The sequence below is a fragment of the Cellvibrio sp. KY-YJ-3 genome, from assembly GCF_008806955.1.
Classification (GTDB): domain Bacteria; phylum Pseudomonadota; class Gammaproteobacteria; order Pseudomonadales; family Cellvibrionaceae; genus Cellvibrio.
In genome coordinates, this window is the sequence record NZ_CP031727.1 from 1,206,568 (window position 1) to 1,230,832 (window position 24,265).

Annotated in this window: 19 protein-coding genes and 1 pseudogene; 10 read left to right on the forward strand and 10 right to left on the reverse strand. The window is 50.8% G+C overall.

Annotation, left to right across the window (positions count from 1 at the left end; genetic code table 11):
* Nucleotides 1–147: 147 nt before the first annotated feature.
* Nucleotides 148–1,548: a type I glutamate--ammonia ligase gene (gene glnA / locus D0B88_RS05120; protein WP_007638557.1), complete on the reverse strand. Its 1,401-nt coding sequence runs from the start codon at nucleotides 1,546–1,548 to the stop codon at nucleotides 148–150.
* A gap of 602 nt (nucleotides 1,549–2,150) precedes the next feature.
* Here glnA and D0B88_RS05125 point away from each other — a divergent pair.
* On the forward strand, nucleotides 2,151–3,362 hold the full coding sequence (locus tag D0B88_RS05125) for a cation:proton antiporter (protein WP_040391004.1): 1,212 nt from the start codon (nucleotides 2,151–2,153) through the stop codon (nucleotides 3,360–3,362).
* A gap of 105 nt (nucleotides 3,363–3,467) precedes the next feature.
* Here D0B88_RS05125 and D0B88_RS05130 read toward each other — a convergent pair whose 3' ends face one another.
* Nucleotides 3,468–5,087 (reverse strand): methyl-accepting chemotaxis protein, encoded by a 1,620-nt coding sequence (locus tag D0B88_RS05130; protein WP_151055630.1) that lies wholly within the window; start codon nucleotides 5,085–5,087, stop codon nucleotides 3,468–3,470.
* A gap of 281 nt (nucleotides 5,088–5,368) precedes the next feature.
* Between D0B88_RS05130 and thiI the strand changes: the two genes are divergently transcribed.
* The 4 genes from thiI to D0B88_RS05150 all read left to right on the forward strand — a co-directional run bounded on the left by thiI (nucleotide 5,369) and on the right by D0B88_RS05150 (nucleotide 10,654).
* Nucleotides 5,369–6,847 (forward strand): tRNA uracil 4-sulfurtransferase ThiI, encoded by a 1,479-nt coding sequence (gene thiI, locus D0B88_RS05135; RefSeq protein ID WP_151055632.1) that lies wholly within the window; start codon nucleotides 5,369–5,371, stop codon nucleotides 6,845–6,847.
* Nucleotides 6,844–7,905: an acyltransferase gene (locus D0B88_RS05140; protein ID WP_151055634.1), complete on the forward strand. Its 1,062-nt coding sequence runs from the start codon at nucleotides 6,844–6,846 to the stop codon at nucleotides 7,903–7,905. The genes thiI and D0B88_RS05140 overlap by 4 nt, the downstream gene beginning before the upstream one ends.
* Before the next feature lie 160 nt (nucleotides 7,906–8,065).
* Nucleotides 8,066–9,892 carry a translational GTPase TypA gene (gene typA, locus D0B88_RS05145; RefSeq protein ID WP_007638543.1) on the forward strand — a complete coding sequence of 609 codons (1,827 nt, stop codon included), beginning with the start codon at nucleotides 8,066–8,068 and terminating at the stop codon, nucleotides 9,890–9,892.
* A 102-nt stretch (nucleotides 9,893–9,994) separates the two neighbouring features.
* Nucleotides 9,995–10,654 (forward strand): hypothetical protein, encoded by a 660-nt coding sequence (locus D0B88_RS05150; RefSeq protein ID WP_151055636.1) that lies wholly within the window; start codon nucleotides 9,995–9,997, stop codon nucleotides 10,652–10,654.
* Between the two features lie 37 nt (nucleotides 10,655–10,691).
* On the opposite strand, the gene hemH is transcribed toward D0B88_RS05150, so the two are convergent.
* Nucleotides 10,692–11,717, reverse strand: coding sequence for a ferrochelatase (gene hemH / locus D0B88_RS05155; protein WP_225318539.1), 1,026 nt, complete (start codon nucleotides 11,715–11,717; stop codon nucleotides 10,692–10,694).
* Nucleotides 11,718–11,877: 160 nt separating this feature from the next.
* On the opposite strand from hemH, the gene D0B88_RS05160 reads away from it, so the two are divergent.
* Nucleotides 11,878–12,252, forward strand: a complete 375-nt coding sequence (locus tag D0B88_RS05160) for a thiol-disulfide oxidoreductase DCC family protein (RefSeq protein WP_151055638.1) — start codon at nucleotides 11,878–11,880, stop codon at nucleotides 12,250–12,252.
* Between the two features lie 46 nt (nucleotides 12,253–12,298).
* Entirely contained in the window at nucleotides 12,299–12,580 is a 282-nt protein-coding gene (locus D0B88_RS05165; RefSeq protein ID WP_151055640.1) for a DUF6482 family protein, read from the forward strand.
* 19 nt (nucleotides 12,581–12,599) lie between these two features.
* Here the strand turns inward: D0B88_RS05165 and D0B88_RS05170 are convergent, their stop codons facing one another.
* Nucleotides 12,600–12,995: a gamma-glutamylcyclotransferase gene (locus D0B88_RS05170; RefSeq protein WP_007638537.1), complete on the reverse strand. Its 396-nt coding sequence runs from the start codon at nucleotides 12,993–12,995 to the stop codon at nucleotides 12,600–12,602.
* An 84-nt stretch (nucleotides 12,996–13,079) separates the two neighbouring features.
* Complete coding sequence (locus D0B88_RS05175) at nucleotides 13,080–14,213, reverse strand: PQQ-dependent sugar dehydrogenase (RefSeq protein ID WP_007638536.1); 1,134 nt, start codon at nucleotides 14,211–14,213, stop codon at nucleotides 13,080–13,082.
* Between the two features lie 191 nt (nucleotides 14,214–14,404).
* Here D0B88_RS05175 and pip point away from each other — a divergent pair.
* The 3 genes and pseudogenes from pip (at nucleotide 14,405) to D0B88_RS05190 (ending at nucleotide 16,332) form a co-directional block, all read left to right on the forward strand.
* Nucleotides 14,405–15,375 (forward strand): annotated as a pseudogene (pip, locus tag D0B88_RS05180) (prolyl aminopeptidase).
* A 94-nt stretch (nucleotides 15,376–15,469) separates the two neighbouring features.
* Complete coding sequence (gene dtd / locus D0B88_RS05185; RefSeq protein ID WP_151055642.1) at nucleotides 15,470–15,910, forward strand: D-aminoacyl-tRNA deacylase; 441 nt, start codon at nucleotides 15,470–15,472, stop codon at nucleotides 15,908–15,910.
* A gap of 53 nt (nucleotides 15,911–15,963) precedes the next feature.
* Nucleotides 15,964–16,332, forward strand: coding sequence for a ribonuclease E inhibitor RraB (locus tag D0B88_RS05190; RefSeq protein WP_191966527.1), 369 nt, complete (start codon nucleotides 15,964–15,966; stop codon nucleotides 16,330–16,332).
* A 15-nt stretch (nucleotides 16,333–16,347) separates the two neighbouring features.
* On the opposite strand, the gene D0B88_RS05195 is transcribed toward D0B88_RS05190, so the two are convergent.
* The 5 genes from D0B88_RS05195 to ubiE form a co-directional block, all read right to left on the reverse strand.
* Nucleotides 16,348–19,116: an ATP-binding protein gene (locus D0B88_RS05195; protein ID WP_151055646.1), complete on the reverse strand. Its 2,769-nt coding sequence runs from the start codon at nucleotides 19,114–19,116 to the stop codon at nucleotides 16,348–16,350.
* 27 nt (nucleotides 19,117–19,143) lie between these two features.
* Complete coding sequence (locus D0B88_RS05200; RefSeq protein ID WP_151055648.1) at nucleotides 19,144–20,982, reverse strand: bifunctional diguanylate cyclase/phosphodiesterase; 1,839 nt, start codon at nucleotides 20,980–20,982, stop codon at nucleotides 19,144–19,146.
* A gap of 203 nt (nucleotides 20,983–21,185) precedes the next feature.
* Nucleotides 21,186–22,844, reverse strand: coding sequence for a ubiquinone biosynthesis regulatory protein kinase UbiB (gene ubiB / locus D0B88_RS05205; protein WP_151055650.1), 1,659 nt, complete (start codon nucleotides 22,842–22,844; stop codon nucleotides 21,186–21,188).
* Complete coding sequence (locus D0B88_RS05210) at nucleotides 22,841–23,458, reverse strand: SCP2 domain-containing protein (RefSeq protein ID WP_151055652.1); 618 nt, start codon at nucleotides 23,456–23,458, stop codon at nucleotides 22,841–22,843. Before D0B88_RS05210 ends, ubiB begins: the two co-directional genes overlap by 4 nt.
* Entirely contained in the window at nucleotides 23,458–24,207 is a 750-nt protein-coding gene (gene ubiE / locus D0B88_RS05215) for a bifunctional demethylmenaquinone methyltransferase/2-methoxy-6-polyprenyl-1,4-benzoquinol methylase UbiE (protein WP_007638521.1), read from the reverse strand. Before ubiE ends, D0B88_RS05210 begins: the two co-directional genes overlap by 1 nt.
* Between the last annotated feature and the right edge of the window lie 58 nt (nucleotides 24,208–24,265).

Genomic DNA, 24,265 nt, shown 5'->3' on the forward strand with positions numbered 1-24,265 from the left:
TGTTCAATATTTGATAGATCGTATCGAGTGTGACTGGGCGCATATCGATCTCGTTAGAAATGGCTAAAAAGCGGGTAAGAAAAAACCCGCAAGCTAGGCTATGCGGGTTTTTGAGGTCTGACGAGGCTGCCTAAGCAGCCCCGACTTTTACACTGAGTAGTAGAGTTCGAATTCTACTGGGTGCGGAGTCATGTTGACGCGTTGGATCTCTTGTTTCTTCAGGTCGATGTAAGCATCGATGAAGTCTTTAGAGAACACACCGCCAGCCAACAGGAAGTCATGGTCAGCTTCCAAAGAAGCCAAAGCTTCTTCCAAAGATGAGCACACTTGTGGGATTTCTGCTTCTTCTTCCGGCTCCAGATCGTACAGATCTTTGGTCGCTGCTTCGCCCGGATGAATCTTGTTCAGAACACCGTCGATACCGGCCATCAGCAATGAAGCGAAGCACAGGTATGGGTTAGCAGTTGGATCAGGGAAACGGGTTTCGATACGCTTGGCTTTTTCACCAACAGTGTAAGGAATACGGATAGAGGCAGAGCGGTTACGGGCAGAGTAGGCCAGCATTACTGGAGCTTCAAAGCCTGGAACTAAACGCTTGTACGAGTTGGTAGAAGCGTTACAGAAAGCGTTCAGTGCTTTAGCGTGCTTGATGATACCGCCAACGTAGTACAGAGCGGTTTCGCTCAAACCAGCGTAAGCGTCGCCCGCGAATTGGTTTTTACCGTTCTTGGAGAAAGACTGGTGAACGTGCATACCTGAACCGTTATCACCGATCAAAGGCTTCGGCATAAAGGTTGCGGTTTTACCGTATTGATGAGCAACGTTGTGTACGCAGTACTTCAGGATCTGTACTTCGTCCGCTTTCTTAACCAGAGTGTTAGCGCCTACACCGATTTCACATTGGCCAGCGTTAGCAACTTCGTGGTGATGGATTTCGATTTCCAGGCCCATGGCTTCCATGGCGTTACACATAGCGCCACGGATGTCGTGCAGTGAGTCTACTGGAGCAACGGGGAAGTAACCGCCTTTCACGCGTGGCGCGTGGCCGTGTTTACCTTCAACGTCGTCACCTGATGACCATGCTGCTTCTTCAGATTTGATTTTGTAGAAAGCGCCGCCCATTGAGCTGTGGAAGTGAACGCTGTCGAAGATGAAGAATTCTGGCTCTGGACCAAACAGGGCTACATCGCCCAGACCGGTAGACTTCAAGTACTCTTCAGCGCGCAGGCCGATAGAGCGTGGGTCGCGGTCATAACCTTGCATGGTGGCTGGTTCAACGATGTTACAACGAATGTTGATGGTTGCTTCGTCGTAGAAAGGATCCAGAACAGCAGTTGAATCGTCTGGCATCAGGATCATGTCTGAGTCGTTAATGCCTTTCCAGCCAGCGATAGAAGAACCGTCGAACATTTTACCGTCAACGAAGAAACTGTCGTTTACAACGTGGGCAGGGAAAGTTACATGCTGCTCTTTACCTTTGAAATCGGTGAAGCGCAAATCAATCCAGCGAGCTTCGTGTTCTTTGATCAGGTCTAAAGTCTTAGACATTGAATGCCTCCAAGTGTTATAGCCCGAAGGCTACGGATTGTGAAAAGTTATAACTACCAAGATAACCGGCCAAAGGTCGTTTACCTGAAAATTTTCCCCACTTCATCCGGACTCGCGACTCATTTAGGGGAGCGGGGCAAGACTAGGGTGTCAGAAAAGGGGCAAAATATATGCCATTTAAATAAAATAGCAACACACCTTTAAAAATAAGGCTCTTGGGGTCATGGAGGCCTGAAAAATATTGCCATAAGCACTATTTTGGTGCGGTATTTTTGTTAAATGATCTATTGTGGTGCGATTGTGTGCTGTGTTGAATAGTGACGCCATATTAGCATCAAGAATGCCTCTTGGCATGTCACAGAAAAGCGGTTGCTTTGCACCAAATCGTGTCGCTGACTAGCGTGCGTGCATTCTCACTGTGAAACCATTCATTTTTGCTGCAAAAGTCGATAGTCAATTTCTATGGTGTTCGCCTCGCTCCACGTCTAATTCCCTTGTAGCCTGCGCCGCGATTGGGTAACACCGACGGCAAGGTGATATGCCCGAGGTTTTATCGCTCTTCTTTTAACCAATACTCTACCCAGAACAATAAAAGGTTAGTTATGCATGCAATGACAACAACAGAAATATTCCTGATTGCCATGGTAATCATTTTTACAGTGCCCTTTTTAATTTGGCGCCTCGGTCGCACTGACTATTGGGCACCCCTGGTGGTCGTGCAAATCATCATGGGTATAGTGCTTGGCCCGGGTGTGCTGGGCAAAGCCTTTCCTGAGTACTACACCTTTGTATTCACCCCGGATGTCATCAAATCGCTCAACGGTATTGCTTGGTGGGCGGTAATGATTTTTGTGTGGATTGCCGGGATCGAGCTCGACCTGAAAAAAGCTTGGGCCTACAAGCGGGAAAGTAGCATCACCGCTGGGCTTGCGCTGGGTACACCGCTGCTGTTTGGTTGTGGGGCAGCGCTGGCGATGATGGCCTTTAGCGATGGCTGGATTGGTGCCAAGGGCATGACCTGGCAATTTATTCTGGGTGTGGGCATGGCCTGTGCAGTAACGGCGCTGCCGATTCTGATTCTGTTGATGGAAAAGCTTGAAATCCTGCGTCAACCGATTGGCCAGCGTATTTTGCGTTACGCCAGTTTGGACGACATCGCCATCTGGGGTGTATTGGCGTTGATTCTGCTGGATTGGGAGCGTGTGGGTCGCCAGGGTATGTTCTTGCTGGGCTTTACGGTGCTTGCCTACTTATTCCGCAAGTTGATGGTGGCGATTCAAGAGAAAGACCGCTGGTACGCTGGTTTTATCTGGTTGGCAGTCTGCGGTCTTGCAGCCGACTGGGCGGGTTTGCACTATATGGTCGGCGCCTTCCTTGCCGGTGCCGTAATGGATGGCGAATGGTTTAATCAGGAAGATATGGATAAATTACGCCATTTTGTCCTGATGATAATCATGCCGGTATTCTTCCTCAGTACCGGTTTGCGCACGAATTGGGATGTGGGCGGCACGGCGGTATTTATCGCGGCAGCCATCCTGCTGGTGGCTTCAGTGGCGGGTAAATTGGCTGGTGTGCATGCGGCGGGCAAAATCCTCAAGTGGGAAAAAGGCGAGGCATCGATTATTGGTTGGTTGTTGCAAACCAAAGCGCTGATCATGATCATTTTTGCCAATGTCTTGCTCGACAAGGAAATCATCACCAATGAAACCTTCACCGCGCTGCTGATCATGGCAGTGGCCAGCACCATGCTGACCGTACCGGTGGTGGCGCCCAAGTTGCAAAAAATGAAAGAGATTATCTTCCGCTCCAAGTAGTTCATGGCTGCGGACATACGTAAAAAGCCCCCGTCATTCAGGTGACGGGGGCTTTTTATTGGCGCTGATCAACGATCAGATGATGGGTGCAATAAACTACGCGGCTTAAATAACAAAGCGCGATACCAGTGTATTCAAATCAGTTGCCAGCCGCGCCAGCTCGTAGGTAGCAGCACTGGTTTGATTGGCGCCTGCCGCCGATTGGGTGGAGAGATCGCTGATGTTCACAATATTGCGATCCACTTCGCGCGCGACTGCCGCCTGTTCTTCCGACGCGCTGGCAATCAACAGGTTGCGTTCACCGATCTGCCCCGCCTTTTGGTAAATCTGCTCCAGTGCGCCGCCCGCTTGCTCGGCCACGGTGAGGGTTTTACTGGCGTGTTCGACGCTGCCTTTCATTGATTCCACCGCCGCCGCTGTGCCACCTTGCACTTTGCTAATCATCTGTTCAATTTCTTGGGTGGACACTTGGGTGCGATGCGCCAGTGCGCGCACTTCGTCCGCCACTACTGCAAAACCACGGCCAGCCTCTCCGGCACGCGCCGCTTCAATTGCCGCATTCAAGGCGAGCAAATTAGTCTGTTCAGCGATGGCGCGAATCACATCCAATACCTTGCCAATATCTTTGGATTGTTCCGCGAGACCGCCAATCAATGCTGAGGTGCGCCCAAACTCTTGGCTCATGGATTTAAGTGCCGCTACTGTGTGATGCACTTTGTCGCGCCCATCATGCGCCAAGCGAGAAGATTCATTGGACTCCTCGGCCGTGCTCACTGCATTGCGCGCAACCTCGTCCACCGCGGCGCTCATTTCGGTGACTGCCGACGCCGCCTGCTGGATCTCATCATTCTGCCGCTGTAAGTTGCGTGAGGACTCTTCCGCTACCGAACTTAGCTCCTCGCCTGCAGAGGCTAACTGTACCGACGAGTTGCCAATTTGGGTGATGGTACTGCGCAGGTTATCTTGCATCATCGCGAGTGATGCGAGCAGGCGCGCTGGCTCGTCGTTGCCGTCAAAGCGGATCTGCTGGGTAAGGTTGCCGGTGGCGATGGTTTCGGTGGCGGCTACGGCTTGTTGTAAGGGGCTCACAATGCTGCGCGTGATCATAAGTGCCAGCACGGCAGTGATGAAAAGGGCGATGACAATACTGCCAATGACTAAGGTTTGGGCGCTCGTATAAGCTTCGCTGGATGCATCGGCTGCCTTTTTGGCGCCATCGCGGTTTATTTGTCCAAGGACAAGAAGCATCTTGGTCATTTGGTCGGCGAGAACATTGAGTTCGGTGTCCACAATGGTGATCGCAGCGGTGGTGTCACCCGCTTTCATGGCGGCCAAAACCCGCGCGGTATTCTGCATATAGAGTGATTTGGTTTGCTTGAGATCTTCGAAAATCCGCCGTTCTTCAGGCTCGGTAATTTCGCGCTCAAAGGCCATAGATGCTTGCTCAAGCTCTTGCGCGCGCGACTGCAAATTTGTTTCTCCTTTGGCAACCGCAGAGGGGTCTGCGTCCACCACTAAACGCACCGCATTAACGCGGTAGCGCATCAGTGCGAGGTTTAAATCTCCCACGGCGTTAAGGGTGGGAATCCAAATACCAGTAATTTCTTTTGTATGGTTATTCATGTTCGACATGCTGTTCAGGCCGAAAATGCCTTGCGCTAACAAAATCAGCGCAAGCGCTCCAAAGCCAAATGTCAAACGCAATCCTATCCTGATGTTTCTCATTGCTTCCTCTCTGTTGCAGCAAAATGCTTATGGGTTAATTCAGTCAAAGCCGTACGGGTCATAGGTCATTGAAATGCCCAGTGTTATTGAGTATTGACCAATATGTTTAAACGTAAAGCCACAAAAAATTATATCCGCGTGATCTGTATTCTGCGCTGGAGCGTAAGCTTGCCCCCGCTTTTTGTTCAATCTTGCTTTATAATCGCCGCCTTTTTATCCAGCTAGCTGCAGCTGTCAGATCCATCTTTGGCTACAGCTGAATGTCCCCAGGCGCGACTTCCATGCATTTTGTTGTCAAAGTTTTTCCCGAAATCATTATGAAAACCCCTCCGGTACGTAAGCGCTTTATCAAGCAGCTGCGCGACAACCTGAGGTTGCTCCTGGCCAATATCGGGGTGCAAATTGATGTGCAGCGCGACTGGGAAAAAATTGAAATTCGCAGCCCCGAGGCAGATGCACAGATCACCGCGCAGGTCGCCGAGGTGCTTGCCCATACCCCCGGTATCGCCAACTTCGTGTTGATTCATGAATATCCCTTGGGCGATTTGGAGTCGATTTTCCAACACACCCTGCATCACTGGCGTGAGCCGCTGGCCGGCAAAACCTTTTGTGTGCGCATCAAGCGCGTGGGGCAGCACAGCTTTAGTTCGGTGGAGGCGGAGAAATATGTGGGCGGTGGTCTGCTGCAGCATTCGCAGGCCAAGGGCGTGATACTGCAAAAACCGGAAATCACTGTGCCGTTGGAAATCAAGGGTGATCGCCTGTGGGTCGTCACCAGTAAAACCCAAGGGCTGGGTGGTTATCCTCTCGGCGCGCAAGACCCGGTGCTGTCGCTGATTTCCGGCGGTTTTGACTCCACCGTCTCAACCTATCTGTGTATCAAACGCGGCCTGCGTGCCCACTACTGCTTTTTTAATCTGGGCGGCCGCGCCCATGAAATCGGCGTGAAAGAAGTTGCCTACTACCTGTGGAATAAATACGGTGCCTCCCATCGAGTGAAGTTTGTCACTGTGCCCTTTGAGGAAGTGCTGAAAGAGATTCTGGAAAAAGTCGACAACGCTTACATGGGCGTGGTGCTCAAGCGCATGATGCTGCGTGCGGCGGAAAAAGTGGCGGAATCGCTGGAAATTCCGGCGCTGGTAACCGGCGAGAGTGTGGCGCAAGTGGCGAGTCAGACCCTGATCAATCTGAATGTGATTGATCGCGCCGTCGACACTGTAGTGTTGCGTCCGCTGGTAACTATGGACAAGGGCGAAATTATCGACATCTCGCGCAAAATCGGCACTGAGAGCTTTGCCGCGAGCATGCCTGAGTACTGCGGGGTGATTTCGGTCAACCCGACCACCAGAGCCAAATTGCCGCGTGTAGAGCACGAGGAAAGCAAGTTCGACATGGCGATTCTGGAGCGCGCCTTTAGCGAGCGGCGCGCACAGAATATCGACGAAATTGTCGATGAGCTGGATGCTGACCTGAGTGTGCCCATGGTGGGCGAAATTGCCGCCGGGCAGGTGGTGATTGATATTCGTCACCCGGATGAGCAGGAGGCCAATCCGCTCAAACTGGATGGCATAGACGTGCGCGTCATCCCTTTTTATTCCCTCAACAACCAATTTGCGCACTTGGATAGCAGCCTTCAGTATTTTCTCTACTGCCAGAAGGGGGTCATGAGTCAATTGCATGCCGCCAATCTGAAAGATGCGGGCCACCTTAACGTGGGGGTTTATCGCCCCGAACCACGCAGCGCCTGCGCAATTTCATGAGCCTTGCGCCAGTGACAGCGCGGAGGGAACGAATAGTCGAGTTTGATTACCTGCGCGGTCTGGCAATTGGCGTGATTGTGCTCGGGCACTCGATTTTCCTTGCCCAACCGCTGTTTCCTGCGCTGCTCGAAAACCTGTTGCGCGGTGGCACCGGGCTGTTTGTGTTTATCTCCGGTTTCTTCTTCCATCGCGTATTTGCGGCGCGTTTTGACTATCGCGATTTTGTCGCGAAAAAAACCAAAGCCCTGTTGATTCCGTTTGTTTTTATTTCGCTATTGGCACTGCTGATTCGCGCCTTTGGTTGGTGGCAGGATGGCCTCCCCTGGCAGCAGAACCTGCTCAATGTCTGGTACACCCTGCGCAATGGGTATGTGCTCTATCCTCACTGGTACATTCCTTTCATTCTCTTGACCTTTTGCTGTGCCCCGCTGCATATGCGGTTCTTGCAGTTGCATTGCCGCTGGCAATTATTGTTGCTGCTGGCGTTTTCGGTAGTTGCGCTGTTTCTGCATCGCCCCCAGTCCAACAATAATTTTTTACAGTCGCTGGTTTACTACACGCCTTTTTATTTGCTGGGTATGTTGGTTTCGCAATATTACGCACGAGTGCATCAATGGCGCGGGCTGCTGCTCTTGGGAAGTGTGCTGGTGGTTGTAGTCACAGCGCTGAGCCAAACTTATCTTTGGGGTCATCTCGGCAATTACCACAAGGCCGCATTTAGTTATGAGGGGCTGGATCTGCAATTTGTGCAGGTATTGTTTGCCTGTATTGCCCTGTTGTTACTCTGCTACCACCTCCACTGGCGCTGGCTGCAACAGCATCTGGCATGGCTTGCTGAACTGAGTTTTCCGATCTTTTTTATCCATCCGCTGCTGACCATCGCGCTGGAAAATTTGGTACAAACGGAGGCTTTTAAACCATTTTTGCCCGCAGCCAATATCCAACTCAGTCTCGCCATCTTTGTCGCGACATTTGTTGTGCAGTTTTACGGATCGGTGGTGATTGCGGTGGTGTTGCGTCACACGCTGGGTTCAGATAGCAAGTGGCTGATAGGTTAAAAAAGTGGCTTGGCGTGATTATGGGCGGCCAATAGCCCAAAAAATCACCAATTAGCATCGCTTAGTCATATCCGTGCAACACCTTCATAGGTATAATGCGCGCCTTTTTACGCTTCCCCATTTGCCTTTCTTTAGGCGCATACCCAAGAGTAATTCCATAGTGACAGACAATTCAGCAATCGAAAAACTACGCAATATCGCCATTATCGCCCACGTTGACCACGGCAAAACCTCTATGGTTGACCAGTTGTTGCGCCAATCAGGGACCCTTGATCGTCGCGATGACGGCGCCGACCTGATCATGGACAGCAACGATCAGGAGCGCGAGCGCGGCATTACCATTCTGGCGAAAAACACCGCCATCAAATGGAATGACTATCGCATCAACATCGTGGACACTCCCGGCCACGCCGACTTCGGCGGTGAAGTAGAGCGCGTATTGTCGATGGTTGACTCGGTATTGCTGATTGTGGACGCCGTTGGCGGCCCAATGCCACAGACCCGTTTTGTAACCTCCAAAGCGTTTGAACAAGGTTTGAACCCGATTGTGGTGATCAACAAAATCGACCGTCCCGGCGCTCGCCCTGAGTGGGTGGTAGATCAAGTATTTGACTTGTTTGACCGCTTGGGTGCGACTGAAGAACAGCTCGACTTCCCGATCATTTACGCCTCCGCGTTGAATGGTGTTGCTGGCCTGTCACCCGATGACATCGCCGATGACATGACTCCGCTGTTCCAAATGATCGTAGACAAAGTGAAGCCGCCTAAAGTTGACCTGGACGGCCCCTTCCAAATGCAAATTTCAGCGCTGGACTACAGCAGCTATGTGGGTGTTATCGGTATTGGCCGTATCACTCGCGGCAGTCTGTCGCCCAACCAACAAATCGTGGTGGTTGACCACGAAGGCAACACCCGTAAAGCGAAAGTGCTGCAAGTGATGGGTTACCACGGCTTGCAACGTATCGAGACCGACAAAGCTTACGCGGGCGATATCGTGTGTATTACCGGTGTCGATAAACTCGGTATCTCCGATACCCTGTGCAGCCCGGATTGTATTGAGCCCTTGCCAGCACTGTCGATTGACGAGCCAACCGTGAGCATGACCTTCCAGGTAAATGACTCGCCCTTTGCTGGTAAAGAAGGCAAGTTCGTCACCAGCCGTAACATCAAAGACCGTTTGGATCAGGAATTGATTGCCAACGTAGCGCTGCGCGTACAGCAAGGCGATTCACCGGATAAATTTATCGTTTCCGGTCGCGGTGAATTGCACCTGTCGGTACTGATCGAAAACATGCGTCGTGAAGGCTACGAGTTGGGCGTATCGCGCCCGGAAGTGGTTCAGAAAATTATCGACGGCGTGGTACATGAGCCCTTCGAGCAAGTGGTCATCGACGTTGAAGAAGAGCATCAAGGTAAAGTGATGGAAGAGCTTGGCCTGCGTAAAGGCGAGCTGAACAATATGGAGCCGGATGGCAAAGGCCGCATCAAGTTGGAATTCCTCTGCCCATCGCGCGGCTTGATCGGTTTCCGTGGCCAGTTCCTGACCATGACTTCCGGTTCCGGCATCATGACCAGTATTTTTGACCACTACGGCCCGGTAAAAGAGGGTGAAGTCGCCAAGCGTCAAAACGGTGTATTGGTTTCCATGGTGAAAGGTAAAACCCTCGCCTACGGCCTGCACCCACTGCAAGATCGCGGTCGTTTATTCCTCGGTGCCGGTGTGGAAGTGTACGAAGGTCAAATCGTGGGTATTCACTCGCGCTCCAATGACCTGGTAGTAAACCCAACCAAAGCCAAACAATTGACCAACGTACGTGCTTCCGGTACTGACGATGCGCTGACCCTGTCTCCGCCTATCCGTCACACTCTTGAGCAAGCGTTGGAATTTATTGAAGATGACGAATTGGTAGAAGTAACGCCACAAAGCATCCGCCTGCGCAAAAAACTGCTTACCGAAAACGAGCGTAAGCGCGGCAAAAAAGCGTAACGATTATTGCCTGATTAAATAATTGTTCTGTTTTGCAAAAATCCCCGACGTAAAACCTCGGGGATTTTTTTTGCACAACAAGCCACTGATTGGACATTCCTAATGAACATCAAACAAGCTATTTTCACCGCGTTTAAACAAAATCTCTTGCCTGGTTTGGTGTTGCAAATTTTTGCAGTCAGTATGCTGTTGGTTTATTTTTTTATCCCTGCCGCCAAACCGGCGTTCACCTTATTTGGCGAGTTAAAACAAACTTACGGATTTAGTTATTCATTTATTGCTACCGCGCTGTTTGGTGGATTAATTCCATTCCTGTATTTGTGGTTAAGCAATAGCCTTCCGCCGCGTCGCAACCTTCTGGTATTACTGATTTTTTATATTGTCTTTTGGGGATTAAAAGGCATGGAGGTGGATTTTTTCTATCGTCTGCAGGAGCAGTGGTTTGGTAGTGGTAATGACTTGCCGACGATAGCCACTAAAATGGCGGTGGATCAATTTCTTTACAGTGCACTCTGGGCGGCACCGGGCATTACTATTGTGTATCTATGGATGGAGTCCGGCTGGAGTGTTCGTGCAACGCGGCAGGCAATGAGCAGGGAATTTTTCTTGGTGAAAATTCCCACGGTTATTTTATCCAACTGGTTGGTGTGGATTCCGGCAGTGAGTGTGGTTTATGCCATGCCCACAGAATTGCAAATTCCTTTGTTTAATTTGGTGTTGTGTTTTTGGGTGTTGCTGTTGGCGGTATTAAATAAAAAATAATTTGCTCCCTGCTTTTTTTAAAAAGACAGGGAGGTTTCTATACCTTTGATTTTAATAATTCCACCAGCGCATGAATATGATCCGCGCGGTCATTCAGGGCTGGAATGTAAGCGTATTTTTCTCCGCCCGCTGCTATAAACGCATGGCGATTTTCCACTGCCAATTCCTCTAAGGTTTCCAAACAGTCGGCGCTAAATGCCGGCGATATCATCGCGATATCTTTGATGCCGTCTTTCGGCAGATTTTCCAATGTTTCATCGGTATAGGGTTTCAGCCATTCCTCGCGACCAAAACGCGATTGAAAACTGGTGAGGCATGTGTTTTTATCCAAGCCCAGTTTTTCCTGCACCAAACGCGTGGTTTTTTGACACAGACAAAAGTAGGGGTCGCCCGAGGTTAAATAACGTTTGGGCATGCCGTGATAGGAAAAAATAATTTTTTGCGGCAGGCCATTTTGTTCAATGTGCTCGCGCACAGAGTTAGCCAGTGCTTCCACGTAGAGCGGCTCATCACAATAGTTATTAATAAAATGTAACTCCGGCACCCAGCGCCAGGTTTTTAATTCCATCGCTACGGCATCAAAGGTTGAGCCGGTGGTGGGGCCAGCGTATTGCGGGTAGAGTGGCAACACAATAATTTTGCGCACGCCTTCGAGTTGCAATTCACGCAGCGCACTGTGAATGGAAGGGTTGCCATAGCGCATGCCCAATTTAACACTGAAGCCATTCCCCAGCTGTTCCTGAATCGCCACCTGTTGTTGTTTGCTAATTGCCAGTAGCGGCGAGCCTTCGCTGGTCCACACACTTTTATACAGCGCAGCAGATTTTTTTGGGCGCACGCGCAAAATAATGCCGTGCAAAATCAGCATCCAAATCACGCGCGGTACTTCAATCACTCGCGGATCAGCCAAAAACTCTGCCAGGTAGCGACGCAGGGCGGGTTTGGTGGGGGCATCGGGCGTGCCCAGATTTGCCAGCACAATACCGATTTTTGCCTTGGGTTTATTGGCGGCGTGAAAAATCGGGTCTATGTCGTAATTCAGTGCTGTGTATTGACTCATCATCTATCTCCGTAAAACGCGATGCGCTAAAACCTGCGGCGCTAAAGCAGCACAACATACCCGCTCGCTGTGAGTCCGGCAAGGCGAGCGTTGATCCAGGTGGGAAGAACTGGCGTAAGTATTAACGTTTGAGAAACCACTCGTTAATTGAGGTTTGCGATTTATGCCATTGCCCCTGCCCATCCAAAGCGCCCAACTTTTTTATGATGGCCGCTGTCCATTGTGCGCAGGGGAGATGGCTCTTTTACGCAAACACAAACGTGCTGGATTAACCCTGGTGGATATTCACTCGCTGCTGAGTATTAGTGAGGCAGAGCGCGAGCAGATGTTGCGCGATTTGCATCTGTTATTGCCGGATGGTCGCTGGCTGTTAGGCGTGGAGGCGAATGTAGCGGCCTGGTCATTTACACCCATGGGCTTCTTATGGAAGCCGCTGCGCTGGCGAATTTGGTCGGGGCTGGTGGATCGTGTTTATCGCCGCTGGGCAGATAAGCGTTACTGCAAAAGCTACGCGTGCTCGCTGGATAATGCGAGTTAAGAAAACCCAACTAAACAACACAGCAATTTACTGTTGAGGTGTCGCTATGGCCAGTGGGCGTGCGTTAATTTTCAGTTACAGTGATTGTGCGCATTACCTTGCCGGCACTACCCAAGAGCCTGAAGGCTCAAGTAGCGCCGCACAACTGCTGCGCAATGCCGAGGGGAAAGTGGCAAAATTCCCCAGCCTGTTTCGCGCACAGGAGGCACTGAAAAAGTTGGGCTACTCCAATGGCTGGCTGGTTATGCAATCGCCCTACGATGAAATGATTGGCAACGGGGCGGCGCAAAAAACGGAATTGCCGATGCCGTTTAACCTTGGCGATTAATGGTGGTGTGCCTGTGTTTTTAGGGGTTCAGAAAGTCGCCACTGGTGATAATTTCCAAACCCTCACTGGCGTGTTGATAAGCGTAAACCCATGCCGACAGCGCTACTCCTGACGTCGTTAGTAAATTAATTTTCTGGCGTTGATATTCCTGATCCGGTTGTGCGGGGTAATCGCACTCTTCATACACATCCAATCGTGCTAATTGCTCCGCGGAGTGGAGTTTATAAACCTCTCCAATCACCTTGCTCCCACTGTTATCGAGTTTCAGCGCCGGATAATAGCTAACCCGAAACAAAGTGCCATCTACTGCTGCGCTGTCGATAAATTCTGCACCTGCCAAATAAATGTTGTGTGCCCCTGTGCTGCACGCGCGGCGCAAGGTGCCGTACACAAAAATAAATTCACCGTCGTACATAAATTAATTCACTTCTGACTCGCCAATAAAAACTCCCGCCGTAGCGGGAGTTCAGCATAACTTTTTCAGGTTAAGGCGTAAAAATTATTTGGGTGATAGTTGATAAATTTTTGCTTTGCTCTCATCGCTCACCAGATAAATCAAACCATCTGGCCCCTGCACTACCGAGCGGAAGCGTGCGCCCAGTTCTTTTTTCAGCAGGCGCTCCTCTTTGGTGATTTTGTCGCCTTCCAGTGTCAAACGCACCAGAGTTTGTTCGCGCAAGCTGGCGAGTAAAATATTGTTTTTCCACTGTGGAAATTTATCGCCGGTGTAAAAAATAAAACCGGCTGTTGCGATAGAAGGAACCCATTTATAAACCGGTTGCTCCATGCCCGCTTTGTGAGTGCCTTCGCCAATTTTGCCGCCGCCGTAATTTTCACCGTAGGTGATTACCGGCCAACCGTAATTTTTGGTCGCTTCATCAATATTTAATTCATCGCCGCCTTGCGGGCCATGTTCACCGGTCCAGAGCTTTTGGGTGAGCGGGTTAATCGCGGCGCCTTGCACATTGCGGTGGCCGTAAGACCAAATCTCGGGCAGTGCTCCGGCAGTTTTTACATAGGGGTTATCGGCTGGTACTGTGCCGTCGGCATTAATGCGCACGACTTTGCCCTGATGGTTATCCAGGGTTTGGGCTTTGTCTTTTTGGCTGTAGCGATCGCCCAGGGTGATAAACAAGGTGCCATCCGGCGCCCACACCAAGCGCGAACCGAAATGCGCGCTGGAATCAATTTTAGGTTGTTGGCTAAATACCCGGGTGACGTTTTCGAGTTTGTCGCCCGCGAGTGTTGCATAGCTCACTGCGGTGCTATTGCCACCGGTACCCGGCTCGGAATAACTGAAATAGATACGTTTGCTGGCGGCAAAATCTGGTGCCAATATCACATCCAGTAAACCGCCTTGGCCTTGGGCGTAAATGTCCGGCAAGCCAGCGAGCGGCGCACCTACTTTGCCATCGGCGCCGACAATGCGCATCCGCCCGGCGCGCTCGGTGACTAACATGCGGCCGTCGGGCAGGAACGCCATGCCCCATACGTTTTGCAAGCCTTCTGCGATGGTTTTTACTTGAATCGCCCCGGTTTCGGTTTTTACGTCCAGAGTTTTGGCATCCACCATGGGGGTAGCGATCAGGCAAGCCAGTAAACCGAGTTTGCGCAGGGGGGTAAATAATGTCATAGCAGTCTCCTCAATCAATTTGACTCAGGGTAACAAGCGGGGTGATGGGCAGCAAATAAAGCTTTGTTAAGCGATTTTGGCGGATGCTTGCACAGAGAAAAGATTCGGGTTTAACAGGGGGATGTGCTACCTTTATGACAATCTAATCCCGGTGTTGTAGACCCGAACACTGACCCGAACAAGGCGAGTTTATGCAGATTTTTTATCCCGAGATCAAACCCTACCAACGTCACCAGATCGCTGTAGAAGCCCCCACGAATTGTATGTCGATGAATCCGGCAACCCCGATGGCATCCCCGTATTGTTTGTACACGGTGGCCCCGGTGCGGGTTGTGGTAAATACGACCGCCGCTTTTTTGATCCGGAAGTCTATCGCATCGTTTTGTTTGATCAGCGCGGCGCTGGCCGTTCGCGCCCCCACGCGGAATTGGAAAATAACACCACACAAAAATTGGTGGAGGATATTGAAGTCATTCGCACCACGCTCGGTATTGATAAGTGGGTGCTGTTTGGCGGTTCCTGGGGTTCAACCCTGAGTCTGGTTTACGCACAAACTTATCCCGAGCGAGTATTGGGGTTAATTTTGCGCGGGATTTTCCTCTGCCGCCGCACCGATCTGCTCTGGTTCTATCAAGAGGGCGCAAGCCGTTTATTCCCCGACTTTTGGGATGACTTTGTCGCACAAATTCCTGAAGCAGAGCGCGGCGATATGATCGCCGCTTACTATCGCCAACTGATTGGTGAAAACCAGATCCAACAAATGTCTGCCGCCAAAACCTGGGCTGGCTGGGAGGGGCGCACGGCGACACTCAAACCCTGTCAGGATGTGGTGGACTCCTTTACTGAACCCCATCGCGCGTTGTCGCTCGCGCGTATTGAAGCGCATTATTTTATGAATAATGCGTTTTTGGAGGAGAACCAAATTCTGCGCGACGCCCATAAACTCGCCGGTATTCCCGGCATGATTGTGCACGGTCGCTACGATGTGATTTGCCCGCTCGACAACGCCTACGCGCTGCACAAAGCCTGGCCGGGTTCCGAGTTACAAATCATCCGCGAAGCGGGCCACGCCTCGCGGGAGCCAGGAATTGTGGACGCCCTGATACGCGCGACCGATGATCTCGCCAAAAAAATTCTGCATACCAGTGATCGCCTTGCCTGATGCCCCGAGTGTTTCGGCGTACAGCTAACGGAGCCTGATGGCTCCGTTGTTTTTAGCAAGGCAAAAATTTATTCAGGTGATACACGGAAACAACATGTTAGGGTTATTGCAACGGGTTAGCGAAGCGTCAGTCACTGTCGATAACACAGTGGTCGGTGAAATTGGTCAGGGTATTTTGCTATTGCTCGGCATTCAAAAAAACGATACGCCGGAGACAGCCAATAAACTTATCGACAAAATCCTCGCCTACCGGATCTTCGCCGATGAAAACAACAAAATGAATTGTAATCTGCAGCAAGTGGCGGGCGGTATTTTAGTGGTATCGCAATTTACCCTTGCAGCCGATACCAACAAGGGGCTGCGCCCCAGTTTTTCCTCTGCCGCACCACCGGCTGCAGCGCAGGAACTGTATGATTATTTTGTCGCACAGTTGCGCAGTAAACACTCGTTAGTCGCCACGGGTATTTTTGCGGCCGATATGAAAGTCGCATTAACAAACGATGGGCCAGTAACCTTTTTGCTTGAAATGGAATAACCCCTTATCTGCCCGATCTTATGGGCAGTGATTATTTATGTTTACCGGAGAAAATGATGAGCTTCCCGAATGATGACGATGGCGGTCTGTTACAAATGCTGCACGAACACGGCATTGATTTAACCCAGGCGATGGATTTGGAATTTGGTGTGCATTGCCCCGATGAGGCCACGGCGTTGCAAATAGAGCAGGTGCTACAAACGGCTGGCTACAAAGCCCATGCGCTTTATGATGAGGGCGATTTGGAAGAGGGCGAAGCCATGACGGCGGAGAATGAAGAGTCCTGGCCTTTCTGGGCGGTGGTGGCGTTTATCACTATGGTGCCGGAATACCATGAAATACAGCGGATTCAGGCACATTTGAATGAACTGGCAGGCCCACTGGGTGGTGAATCCGACGGTTGGGGCGCGGTGATTGAATAAAGAAAAGTGGATATGTTAATTCTCTTCTGCAAGCGCATTTAGCCACTCGCTGACCAGCGCTTCCACCCGTTCCAAATCGTATTGCCGCAGTGCCGTTAACAATTGTTGATGGCGCTGTTTACCTAGTTGTTCAGCGGTTAACTCTGTCATCATTTTTTTACAATTGCCCATATCGCCACTGGCGGCGGCGGCGACAAATTCATTCAGCAAAAGTTTGATTGGCTGTAAATCGGGTTGCTGCAGCAATTCAACAGCGGGGTTGGGCTCGGACTTTTCATGGTGATTATCGCCATCAAAATGTGCGCGGGTGAAATGGCGCAAGGCATTATAAATATCGTCAAACGCGTAGGGTTTGCCAATAAATTCCTGAAACCCTTGGGCTAAATAATAACTGCGCTCATGCTCAAGGCTGGAGGCCGAGACCGCCACAATCGGCGTTGTTTGGTAATTAGCGCGCGCGCGCAATTGGCGAAACATTTCCAAACCATTGATACCGGGCATACGAATGTCAGTAAAAACAATATCGAAATTATGCGCGTGACACATAGCCAAACCTTCACGGCCATCGTGTGCTGCGTAAGTGTCACAGCCAATTTGCTGTAATAAATCCACTAAAATTTCACAGCTGGCAAAATCATCTTCTACCACCAGTGCTTTGACCTGGCAGCCCTCGGCCATCCGTGTTACGCGGGTATTGGTATCGCGCGGGTCGAGTAAAATATTTTCGCTCACCAGTGGCAAGCGCAGATGCGCGAGTGTGCCCTGACCCAAGACACTGGAGAGCTGCAAGCTACCGCCCATGCCTTCAGCCAAATGGCGCGAGAGTGTCAAACCCAATCCGGTACCACCCACGTCCTCACCGGCTTGCCCTTGTTTAAACGCGGCAAATAGTTCTGCCAGCTCATCCTCTGAAATTCCCGGCCCGGTATCGCCAATCACAAATTCCACTTCACCCTGCAAATTGGCAACGTACAAACTGACGCTGCCTTGCGGTGTAAACTTAATGGCATTGCCCAACAGGTTTAATAATATTTGCCCAATTTTTTGGCGATCGCCTTTCACAATATAGGGACTGGGTAAATCTACCTGGGTGATAAGTTGCAACCCTTTGGTGTCGGCGCGCTCCGCCATAATGGTTTGAATGTCCGCCACTTCCTGATGCAAATCAAAATATTCTTTGCGCAAGTTGAGCACGCCAGATTCAATTTTGGATAAGTCCAATACATCGTTGATCAATCCCAGCAAGCGCTGGCTGGACACCAAAATTAATTGCAACCGCTCGCGCTGGGTGCCGGTAATTTTTTCATCGCGCATTAATAATTGCGTATAACCCAACACGGCATTTAACGGCGTGCGAATTTCATGGCTCATATTGGCAAGGAAACGGCTTTTGGCACGTGTGGCTTCTTCGGCGGCCTCCTTGGCGTAAGAGAGCTGGCGCTCAGCATTTTTTTGCGCGGAAATATCGCGCCCGATGCCCAAAATGCCCACCACTTCACCCGTGTCATCGCGCAGCGATACTTTGATCGTGTCGAGTAAATATTGCTGCTCAGGGCTGATGGTAATCAATTGTTCATAGCGATGCGCGGCGTCGCTATTGAGTGTGGCCTGGTCATTTTGTTGAAACAAGGCAGCGAGTTCCGCACTCACCAATTGCTCTTCGCTTTTGCCAATAATATCTGCCTCGGTTAATTCCAACATCGCGGCAAAGGCTTTGTTGCAGCTGATATAAACCCCCTGCAGATTTTTGAACCACACCGGGTCGGGAATATTATCGAGCAGGCTACGCAAATGTTGTTCCCGTGCGCGCAGTGCCTGTTGCGATTCCTGCAATTGTTCCTGTGCTTGCTGGCGCTGCACCACTTCGTTTAACAGCCAATCATTGGCTTTGCGCAGCGCCTGGGTGTGGGAGAGAATTTCCTCTTCCAATTTGCGTTGGTTTTGATTGAGTAATTCATCGTGCTGTTGGCGCGTGCGAATATACGCTGACAACAAACCAATTAACGTCAGGCCGATAGCGAGTGCGGAAAATTGCAACCAACTGGGTTGATACCAGGGCGCTTCATCCAATTTTGCAGCCAAGGTCATGGCACTGGCTGCATGGGCGAGCCGCTGCGCTTCAGAATGTTGGATATAACCGAGGGCCGAGACTAAAAAAAATACTAAACCCACTCCCACACACAGCAATAAAAATGCTTGGGCGTGAGTGTTGTGGCGCACGCGGGGAATGAGCACCCAGGCAAACAGCGCGGTGAAGGTCAGCATGCCAATACTGTCACCCATCCACCAAAATGCCCAAGCCTTGCCCAACTCCACATCAGGTATCAAACCAAGGTAAGAAAAAGTAGCAATACCCACGGAGGGGGCGATTAAGGCACAACCAAATACGCTACTGATAAAACCCAGTGTGCGCGGTAAATTCACCAACAGATTTCGGCTTAAAATTCCCTGATTAATGCGCGCAATAATAATGGCTTGCAGCAACATGGCGGCGCTGACTAATCCGCCTGCGAGTAGTGTGGTGAAGCTAATACCAAACGCGGGATAAAGATGAATGCTGAAGTTGGTGGCAAAAGCACCCACCAATAAACCCGGTGCGATGCGCAAACCAAATAATAAAAGGCCAAACAGTGCAAACCCGGCAGCAGGCCAAATTAAAGAAACTTGCGCCGTGAGTGAACTCCAGGCGGAGCCACATTGCGCCAGAAAAAAATACCCTACTGCAAACATCAGGTTTAATACTGGCAATTTCGCCAGGAGATAGATTTTTTTGCGCTTGCTCATCACCACTGGCGAGTTTCCTTATTGTTATTAACTGCCCTGCTGCACTTTATTTAGCAACAGGGTTTCCAGCGCCTGATAGTTTAATGCCTGTGGGCGATGATGATGGTAGCCCTGACCCCAGCGCACACCCAGAGCGTAGAGCTTTTGCGCAACTTCCTCGGTTTCAACAAATTCGGCAGTGACTTCTTTATTGAGTGAAGCCGCCATTTCCACAATGGATTTCACCATCGCATAGTGCGATGCGTCGCTATCCATATCGCGCACAAAAATACCGTCAATTTTTATTTTGTCGAACGAGAGTTGATGCAAGTAAGCATAGGAGGCAAAACCACTGCCGAAATCATCCAGCGCAAAGTGACAGCCAAATTCACGCAATTGCTGCATAAAGTGACGAGCGGAATCGACGTTTACAATTGCCTGGGTTTCCGTAATTTCAAAGCAGAATTTTTGCGGCGGTAAATTAAATTGGCGGAAGCTATTGATGATGGATTGGGCGAATTGGGTTTCGCGAATCGAGAAGGCCGAAATATTAATGGACACCATATCCATCTGTTCCAGTAACTCGCGGTGCTGGGTAAAAAATGACAGGGTGGCGTTGAGCATCCACTTGTCCAGTTCCGGAATTAAATGCAAGCGCTCGGCGGGGCCGATAAATTCACCCGGTGAGATCATGCGTTGATGTTCCGCATCCCACAGGCGCATTAATACTTCCAGGCGATACTGCGGCGCATCTTCTTTCCGCGTGGCGGGAAAATATTCGATCATCTGGAAATAAGCGCGGAAGGATTGGTTGTGAATGGCATCCACCAGGCGCGAGGCCCAGTTGATATTTTCCTTGTGCAGGCTGCTGCGTTTGGCGGCGTCTTCATAACTGTAAATGCCGCCGCGCACTTCCTGCTTGGCCACAAAAATCACTTCATCGGCGGCGAGCATCACCTGATCGTAACTCACCATAGTGCGGGTGAGCGGCACCGTCGCAATAGAGGCTGCTAATTTGAATTGGCGATCTTCCCACTGGAAATTAAAATCTTGCAGGTGCGTCAAAATAGATTGCGCCAGCGCGTAGCCTTTGTCGCCCTCATCGCAATAAGTCACCACCGCAAAACGGTCGCCACCGAGGCGGGCAAAAAAATCATTGCGTGTTAATAAGCCGCTGATGGTATCGGCAAATTGACGCAGCAATTCATCGCCGGCAATACAACCACAGCTTTCATTAATCAAGCGGAAGCGGTCGATATCGATCATCAAAAACGACGCGTCCACGTCCTGCACTTGAATGCGGGCGAGTAATTCGGAGACAAAGGATTCAAGGGCGTTGCGGTTGTGGAGGCGGGTAACAAAATCGTGGGTGGCGAGGTAATTAAGGCGGTCTTGCATATAGCGACGCTCATTAATTTCTTCGCGCAATTGGCGATTGGCAATGGTGAGTTCGGAGGTGCGCTCACGCACTTTGGTTTCCAGCTCGCGATTAAAGGATTTTAATTCGGCGAGCATTGCCTGCCGTTCCAATTGGTGACGCACGCGGGCGCGCACTTCGTCGGCATTAATCGGTTTGGTAATGTAGTCGGCGCCGCCTACGCGAAACCCTTGGCTGATATCGTCAGTGCGCGCGGTGACAAAAATAATCGGAATTTCCGTGGTGCTAAGGTCGCCTTTCAGGCGAGTGCAAACATCAAAACCATTGATGTCGGGCATCATCACATCGAGCAGGATTAAATCGGGCAGGCGACGAGTTGCCAACTCCAGTGCGCGCTCCCCGGAGGTGGCAACAATTAGCTGGCAATCCAAATCCTCCAGAATGCCACTCAGCACATCCAGATTCTCCGGGGTATCATCCACTAACAGAATACGCGTCGCACTCGACATAACAATGAAATCCTTCGCTATCGCTATTGTTGATATTCGATAATAACAGAAGGAATCAGAATAGCTACGCGGTGATTATGAAGTTTTGTTTAGCATTCAGGCTGTAGCGCAGAAGGATGTTATATAGGCACAAATACTTGTATGCGTACAACCATACTTGCACACATAGGTAGGCTGCCATCACTGGTTCGATGAGTTTGTTATTACTTTTTAAACCAGAGTGCCAGCAAACCAATCGCCACCAACGCGATGCTTGCCGGTGATACATCCGCTATCAGCCAATCCCTTAATACTGCCGAACCTTGGGTGTCTTGATAGAAGAAATAACCCGCCGCACCAAAGGCCACCAGTGCGATCAGTTTACGGCGACCGCGATGCTGTTGCATATTACGGCGGCTTACATCGCGTTCCAGTGCATCCAGTTTTTGGCTGATGAGCGGTAACTGTTGCAGGCTGTTAAAAATCAGATCCGGCACCTGCGGGAATTTTTCCATCCACTCGGGCGCGTAGCGTTTGAGTTCACCCCAGAGTGATTTGGGGTGGAAACGGTTTTTCAGCCAGCGTTCCAAAAACGGATGGGCAGTCACCCATAAATCCAAATCCGGGTAGAGTTGGCGGCCCAAACCTTCAATATTCAGCAGGGTTTTTTGCAGCAGTACTAATTGCGGTTGCACTTCCATATCAAAGCGGCGCGCGGTGCGGAATAAACTCAGCAGTACATTGGCAAAGGAAATTTCTTTCAGCGGTTTTTCAAAAATGGGTTCGCACACAGTGCGGATCGCCGCTTCCAATTCTTCTACTCGCACGGTCTTGGGTACCCAGCCGCTTTGCACGTGCAGTTCAGCTACCAAACGATAATCGCGGCGGAACATGGCGAGCAGGTTGCGCGCTAAATAATATTGATCCTCGCGCGTAAGCGAGCCGACAATCGCCATGTCCACCGCAATGTATTGCGGCAGCTGCGGGTTTTTAGTGGACACAAAAATGTTGCCCGGGTGCATGTCGGCGTGGAAAAAATTGTGCTCGAACACCTGGGTGAAAAAAATCTCCACGCCGCGCTCGGCGAGTTTTTTCATATCGGTATGTTGTGCGGTCAGGGCGTTGATGTCCGTTACTGGAATACCGTAAATGCGCTCCATCACCAACACATTGCTGCGCGTGTAATCCCAATAAATTTCGGGCACATAGAGCAGCGGCGAGTTTAAAAAGTTGCGGCGCAATTGTGAGGCGTTAGCGGCTTCACGCTGTAAATCCAATTCATCAAAAATGGTGGTGCGATAATCCTGCACAATTTCCACCGGGTGCAAACGTTTGCCATCCAGCGTATTTTTTTCTACCCAGCGGGCGACTAACAGCAGCAATTCAATATCCTGCTCTATCACCTGTTCAATGCCGGGGCGCACGACTTTGATGACCACTTCGCGGCCATCTTTTAATACCGCCGTATGCACTTGTGCGACGGAAGCTGAGGCCAGCGGTGCTTTGTCATAACTGGCAAAAATGGTATCGACACTGGCGCCGAGTGAAGTTTCAACAATGCGCTGGAATTCGTCGTTGGCAAAAGGGGCGACGTTGTCCTGCAGGTGATTCAGTTCGAGCACTATATCGCCGGGTACTAAATCCGGCCGTGTTGATAGCAGCTGACCAAATTTTACAAAAATCGGCCCCAAGTCTTCGCAGGCGCGCCGTAAACATTCACCGCGAGTCAGTTTTTCTCCGCTGGGTGATGTAGGTTGGGGGAATAATTTGAACAAGAGCAACAGCGCGCGTGCCGCAAACGGCAGGTTAGTTGGCAGCAGTTGATCGAGACGATAGCGGGCAAATACACGCAGGATTTTTAACAGACGAAAAAAAACAATCACGGATTTGATTTCTCTTTAATGAGTTTTTCCATGCGTGCGGCTGCACGATCTACTGCCAAACGCAAATCATCTACCTGCTGGTAAAAATCTTCCAATTCCGGTTTGGCGGGCAGGGCTTTTAATTCTTCGGTGAGAAATTCACTGGTCAGGCGCTGGGCGCTGGTGGCGCGCTCTTTAACCCAGCCGAATTGCGCGCGAATCAGCTGCGCGGTTTGGTGGCCGATAATATCGCCGGTGAATTGGCTGAGCATTTCTTCCCAGTCGATATCGAGGTTTTTCATCAGCCGCTGCAAATCGGCGAGAAGGCTTAAATCGCCCATCACCGTCACACCACTGTCTTTTAAATTGTGGATTTCGGTGTGTGCTAATTGTGCGAGCGCCAGCAGCGAGCCAGTAATACGTGTATCTACATCGCCATCCCAGTTGCCCATCAAGCGCAATTCGTCATCCATCGGCATCATAAATACCGTGATTGCCGGTGTGGTGATTTGCACTGCGAGAATTTTGCCTTCCAGTTGCATCAGCCCAATGCGTGTAGCGGGATCGTAACGCAGTGCGGTGTTAAGCATTTTTTCCGCGCTGGCGAGTGCGGCGGTGCTAAGCATGCCAGCCATTAAGGTTTAATCCCTTTGTGTAGCGCGACTATACCGCCGGTCATATTGTGGAATTCGGTGCGCACAAAACCGGCGGCATCCATCATGTCTTTCAGGGTTTGTTGATCCGGGTGCATGCGGATGGATTCGGCGAGGTAGCGATAGCTCTCGGCATCGTTAGTCACCAGCTTGCCCATAAACGGCAGCACTTTAAAGGAATAGGTATCGTAAATTTTGCTGAGGATTTCGCTCTGCGGTTTGGAGAATTCCAGCACCAGCAATCGTCCGCCCGGCTTTAATACGCGCAGCATGGAGCGCAAGGCGAGGTCTTTATCGGTGACATTGCGCAGGCCGAAGGCGATGGTAATGCAATCGAAAGTATTATCGGGAAACGGCAGGTACTGCGCATCGCATTGGGCAAAGTTGATGTTGCCGGCGATGCCGCGATCGGTCAGGCGGTCGCGACCCACGCCGAGCATGGAGGCGTTGATGTCGGCGAGTATTACCTGCCCATTGGCGCCGACCAGCTTGGCAAATTGGTAGCTCAAGTCGCCCGTGCCACCGGCTATATCCAAAACCTTGTGACCGGCGCGCACACCTGAGGCTTCAATAGTGAAACGCTTCCACAAGCGGTGAATGCCGCCGGACATCAAGTCGTTCATCACGTCATATTTGGCGGCGACTGAGTGGAATACCTCGGCGACACGCTCTGCTTTCTCTTCGACAGGAACTTGTTGAAAGCCAAAGTGAGTGGTTTTTTTCTCGTTCATAGCGGGTTCCAAGACTAGGCGCCCAGCGGGCGGGATAGCAGCACTGTGTGGTGGCAGT

Excerpts from the sequence above, each read along its gene's own strand:
- ubiE (WP_007638521.1), bottom strand. The coding sequence starts at position 24,207 with ATGAACGAGAAAAAAACCACTCACTTTGGCTTTCAACAAGTTCCTGTC.
- D0B88_RS05175 (WP_007638536.1), bottom strand. The coding sequence starts at position 14,213 with ATGACATTATTTACCCCCCTGCGCAAACTCGGTTTACTGGCTTGCCTG.
- D0B88_RS05200 (WP_151055648.1), bottom strand. The coding sequence starts at position 20,982 with ATGTCGAGTGCGACGCGTATTCTGTTAGTGGATGATACCCCGGAGAAT.
- D0B88_RS05170 (WP_007638537.1), bottom strand. The coding sequence starts at position 12,995 with ATGTACGACGGTGAATTTATTTTTGTGTACGGCACCTTGCGCCGCGCG.
- D0B88_RS05190 (WP_191966527.1), top strand. The coding sequence starts at position 15,964 with ATGATGAGCTTCCCGAATGATGACGATGGCGGTCTGTTACAAATGCTG.
- D0B88_RS05125 (WP_040391004.1), top strand. The coding sequence starts at position 2,151 with ATGCATGCAATGACAACAACAGAAATATTCCTGATTGCCATGGTAATC.
- hemH (WP_225318539.1), bottom strand. The coding sequence starts at position 11,717 with ATGATGAGTCAATACACAGCACTGAATTACGACATAGACCCGATTTTT.
- D0B88_RS05165 (WP_151055640.1), top strand. The coding sequence starts at position 12,299 with ATGGCCAGTGGGCGTGCGTTAATTTTCAGTTACAGTGATTGTGCGCAT.
- dtd (WP_151055642.1), top strand. The coding sequence starts at position 15,470 with ATGTTAGGGTTATTGCAACGGGTTAGCGAAGCGTCAGTCACTGTCGAT.
- D0B88_RS05195 (WP_151055646.1), bottom strand. The coding sequence starts at position 19,116 with ATGAGCAAGCGCAAAAAAATCTATCTCCTGGCGAAATTGCCAGTATTA.
- thiI (WP_151055632.1), top strand. The coding sequence starts at position 5,369 with ATGCATTTTGTTGTCAAAGTTTTTCCCGAAATCATTATGAAAACCCCT.
- D0B88_RS05210 (WP_151055652.1), bottom strand. The coding sequence starts at position 23,458 with ATGGCTGGCATGCTTAGCACCGCCGCACTCGCCAGCGCGGAAAAAATG.
- D0B88_RS05150 (WP_151055636.1), top strand. The coding sequence starts at position 9,995 with ATGAACATCAAACAAGCTATTTTCACCGCGTTTAAACAAAATCTCTTG.
- D0B88_RS05160 (WP_151055638.1), top strand. The coding sequence starts at position 11,878 with ATGCCATTGCCCCTGCCCATCCAAAGCGCCCAACTTTTTTATGATGGC.
- glnA (WP_007638557.1), bottom strand. The coding sequence starts at position 1,548 with ATGTCTAAGACTTTAGACCTGATCAAAGAACACGAAGCTCGCTGGATT.
- D0B88_RS05130 (WP_151055630.1), bottom strand. The coding sequence starts at position 5,087 with ATGAGAAACATCAGGATAGGATTGCGTTTGACATTTGGCTTTGGAGCG.
- D0B88_RS05140 (WP_151055634.1), top strand. The coding sequence starts at position 6,844 with ATGAGCCTTGCGCCAGTGACAGCGCGGAGGGAACGAATAGTCGAGTTT.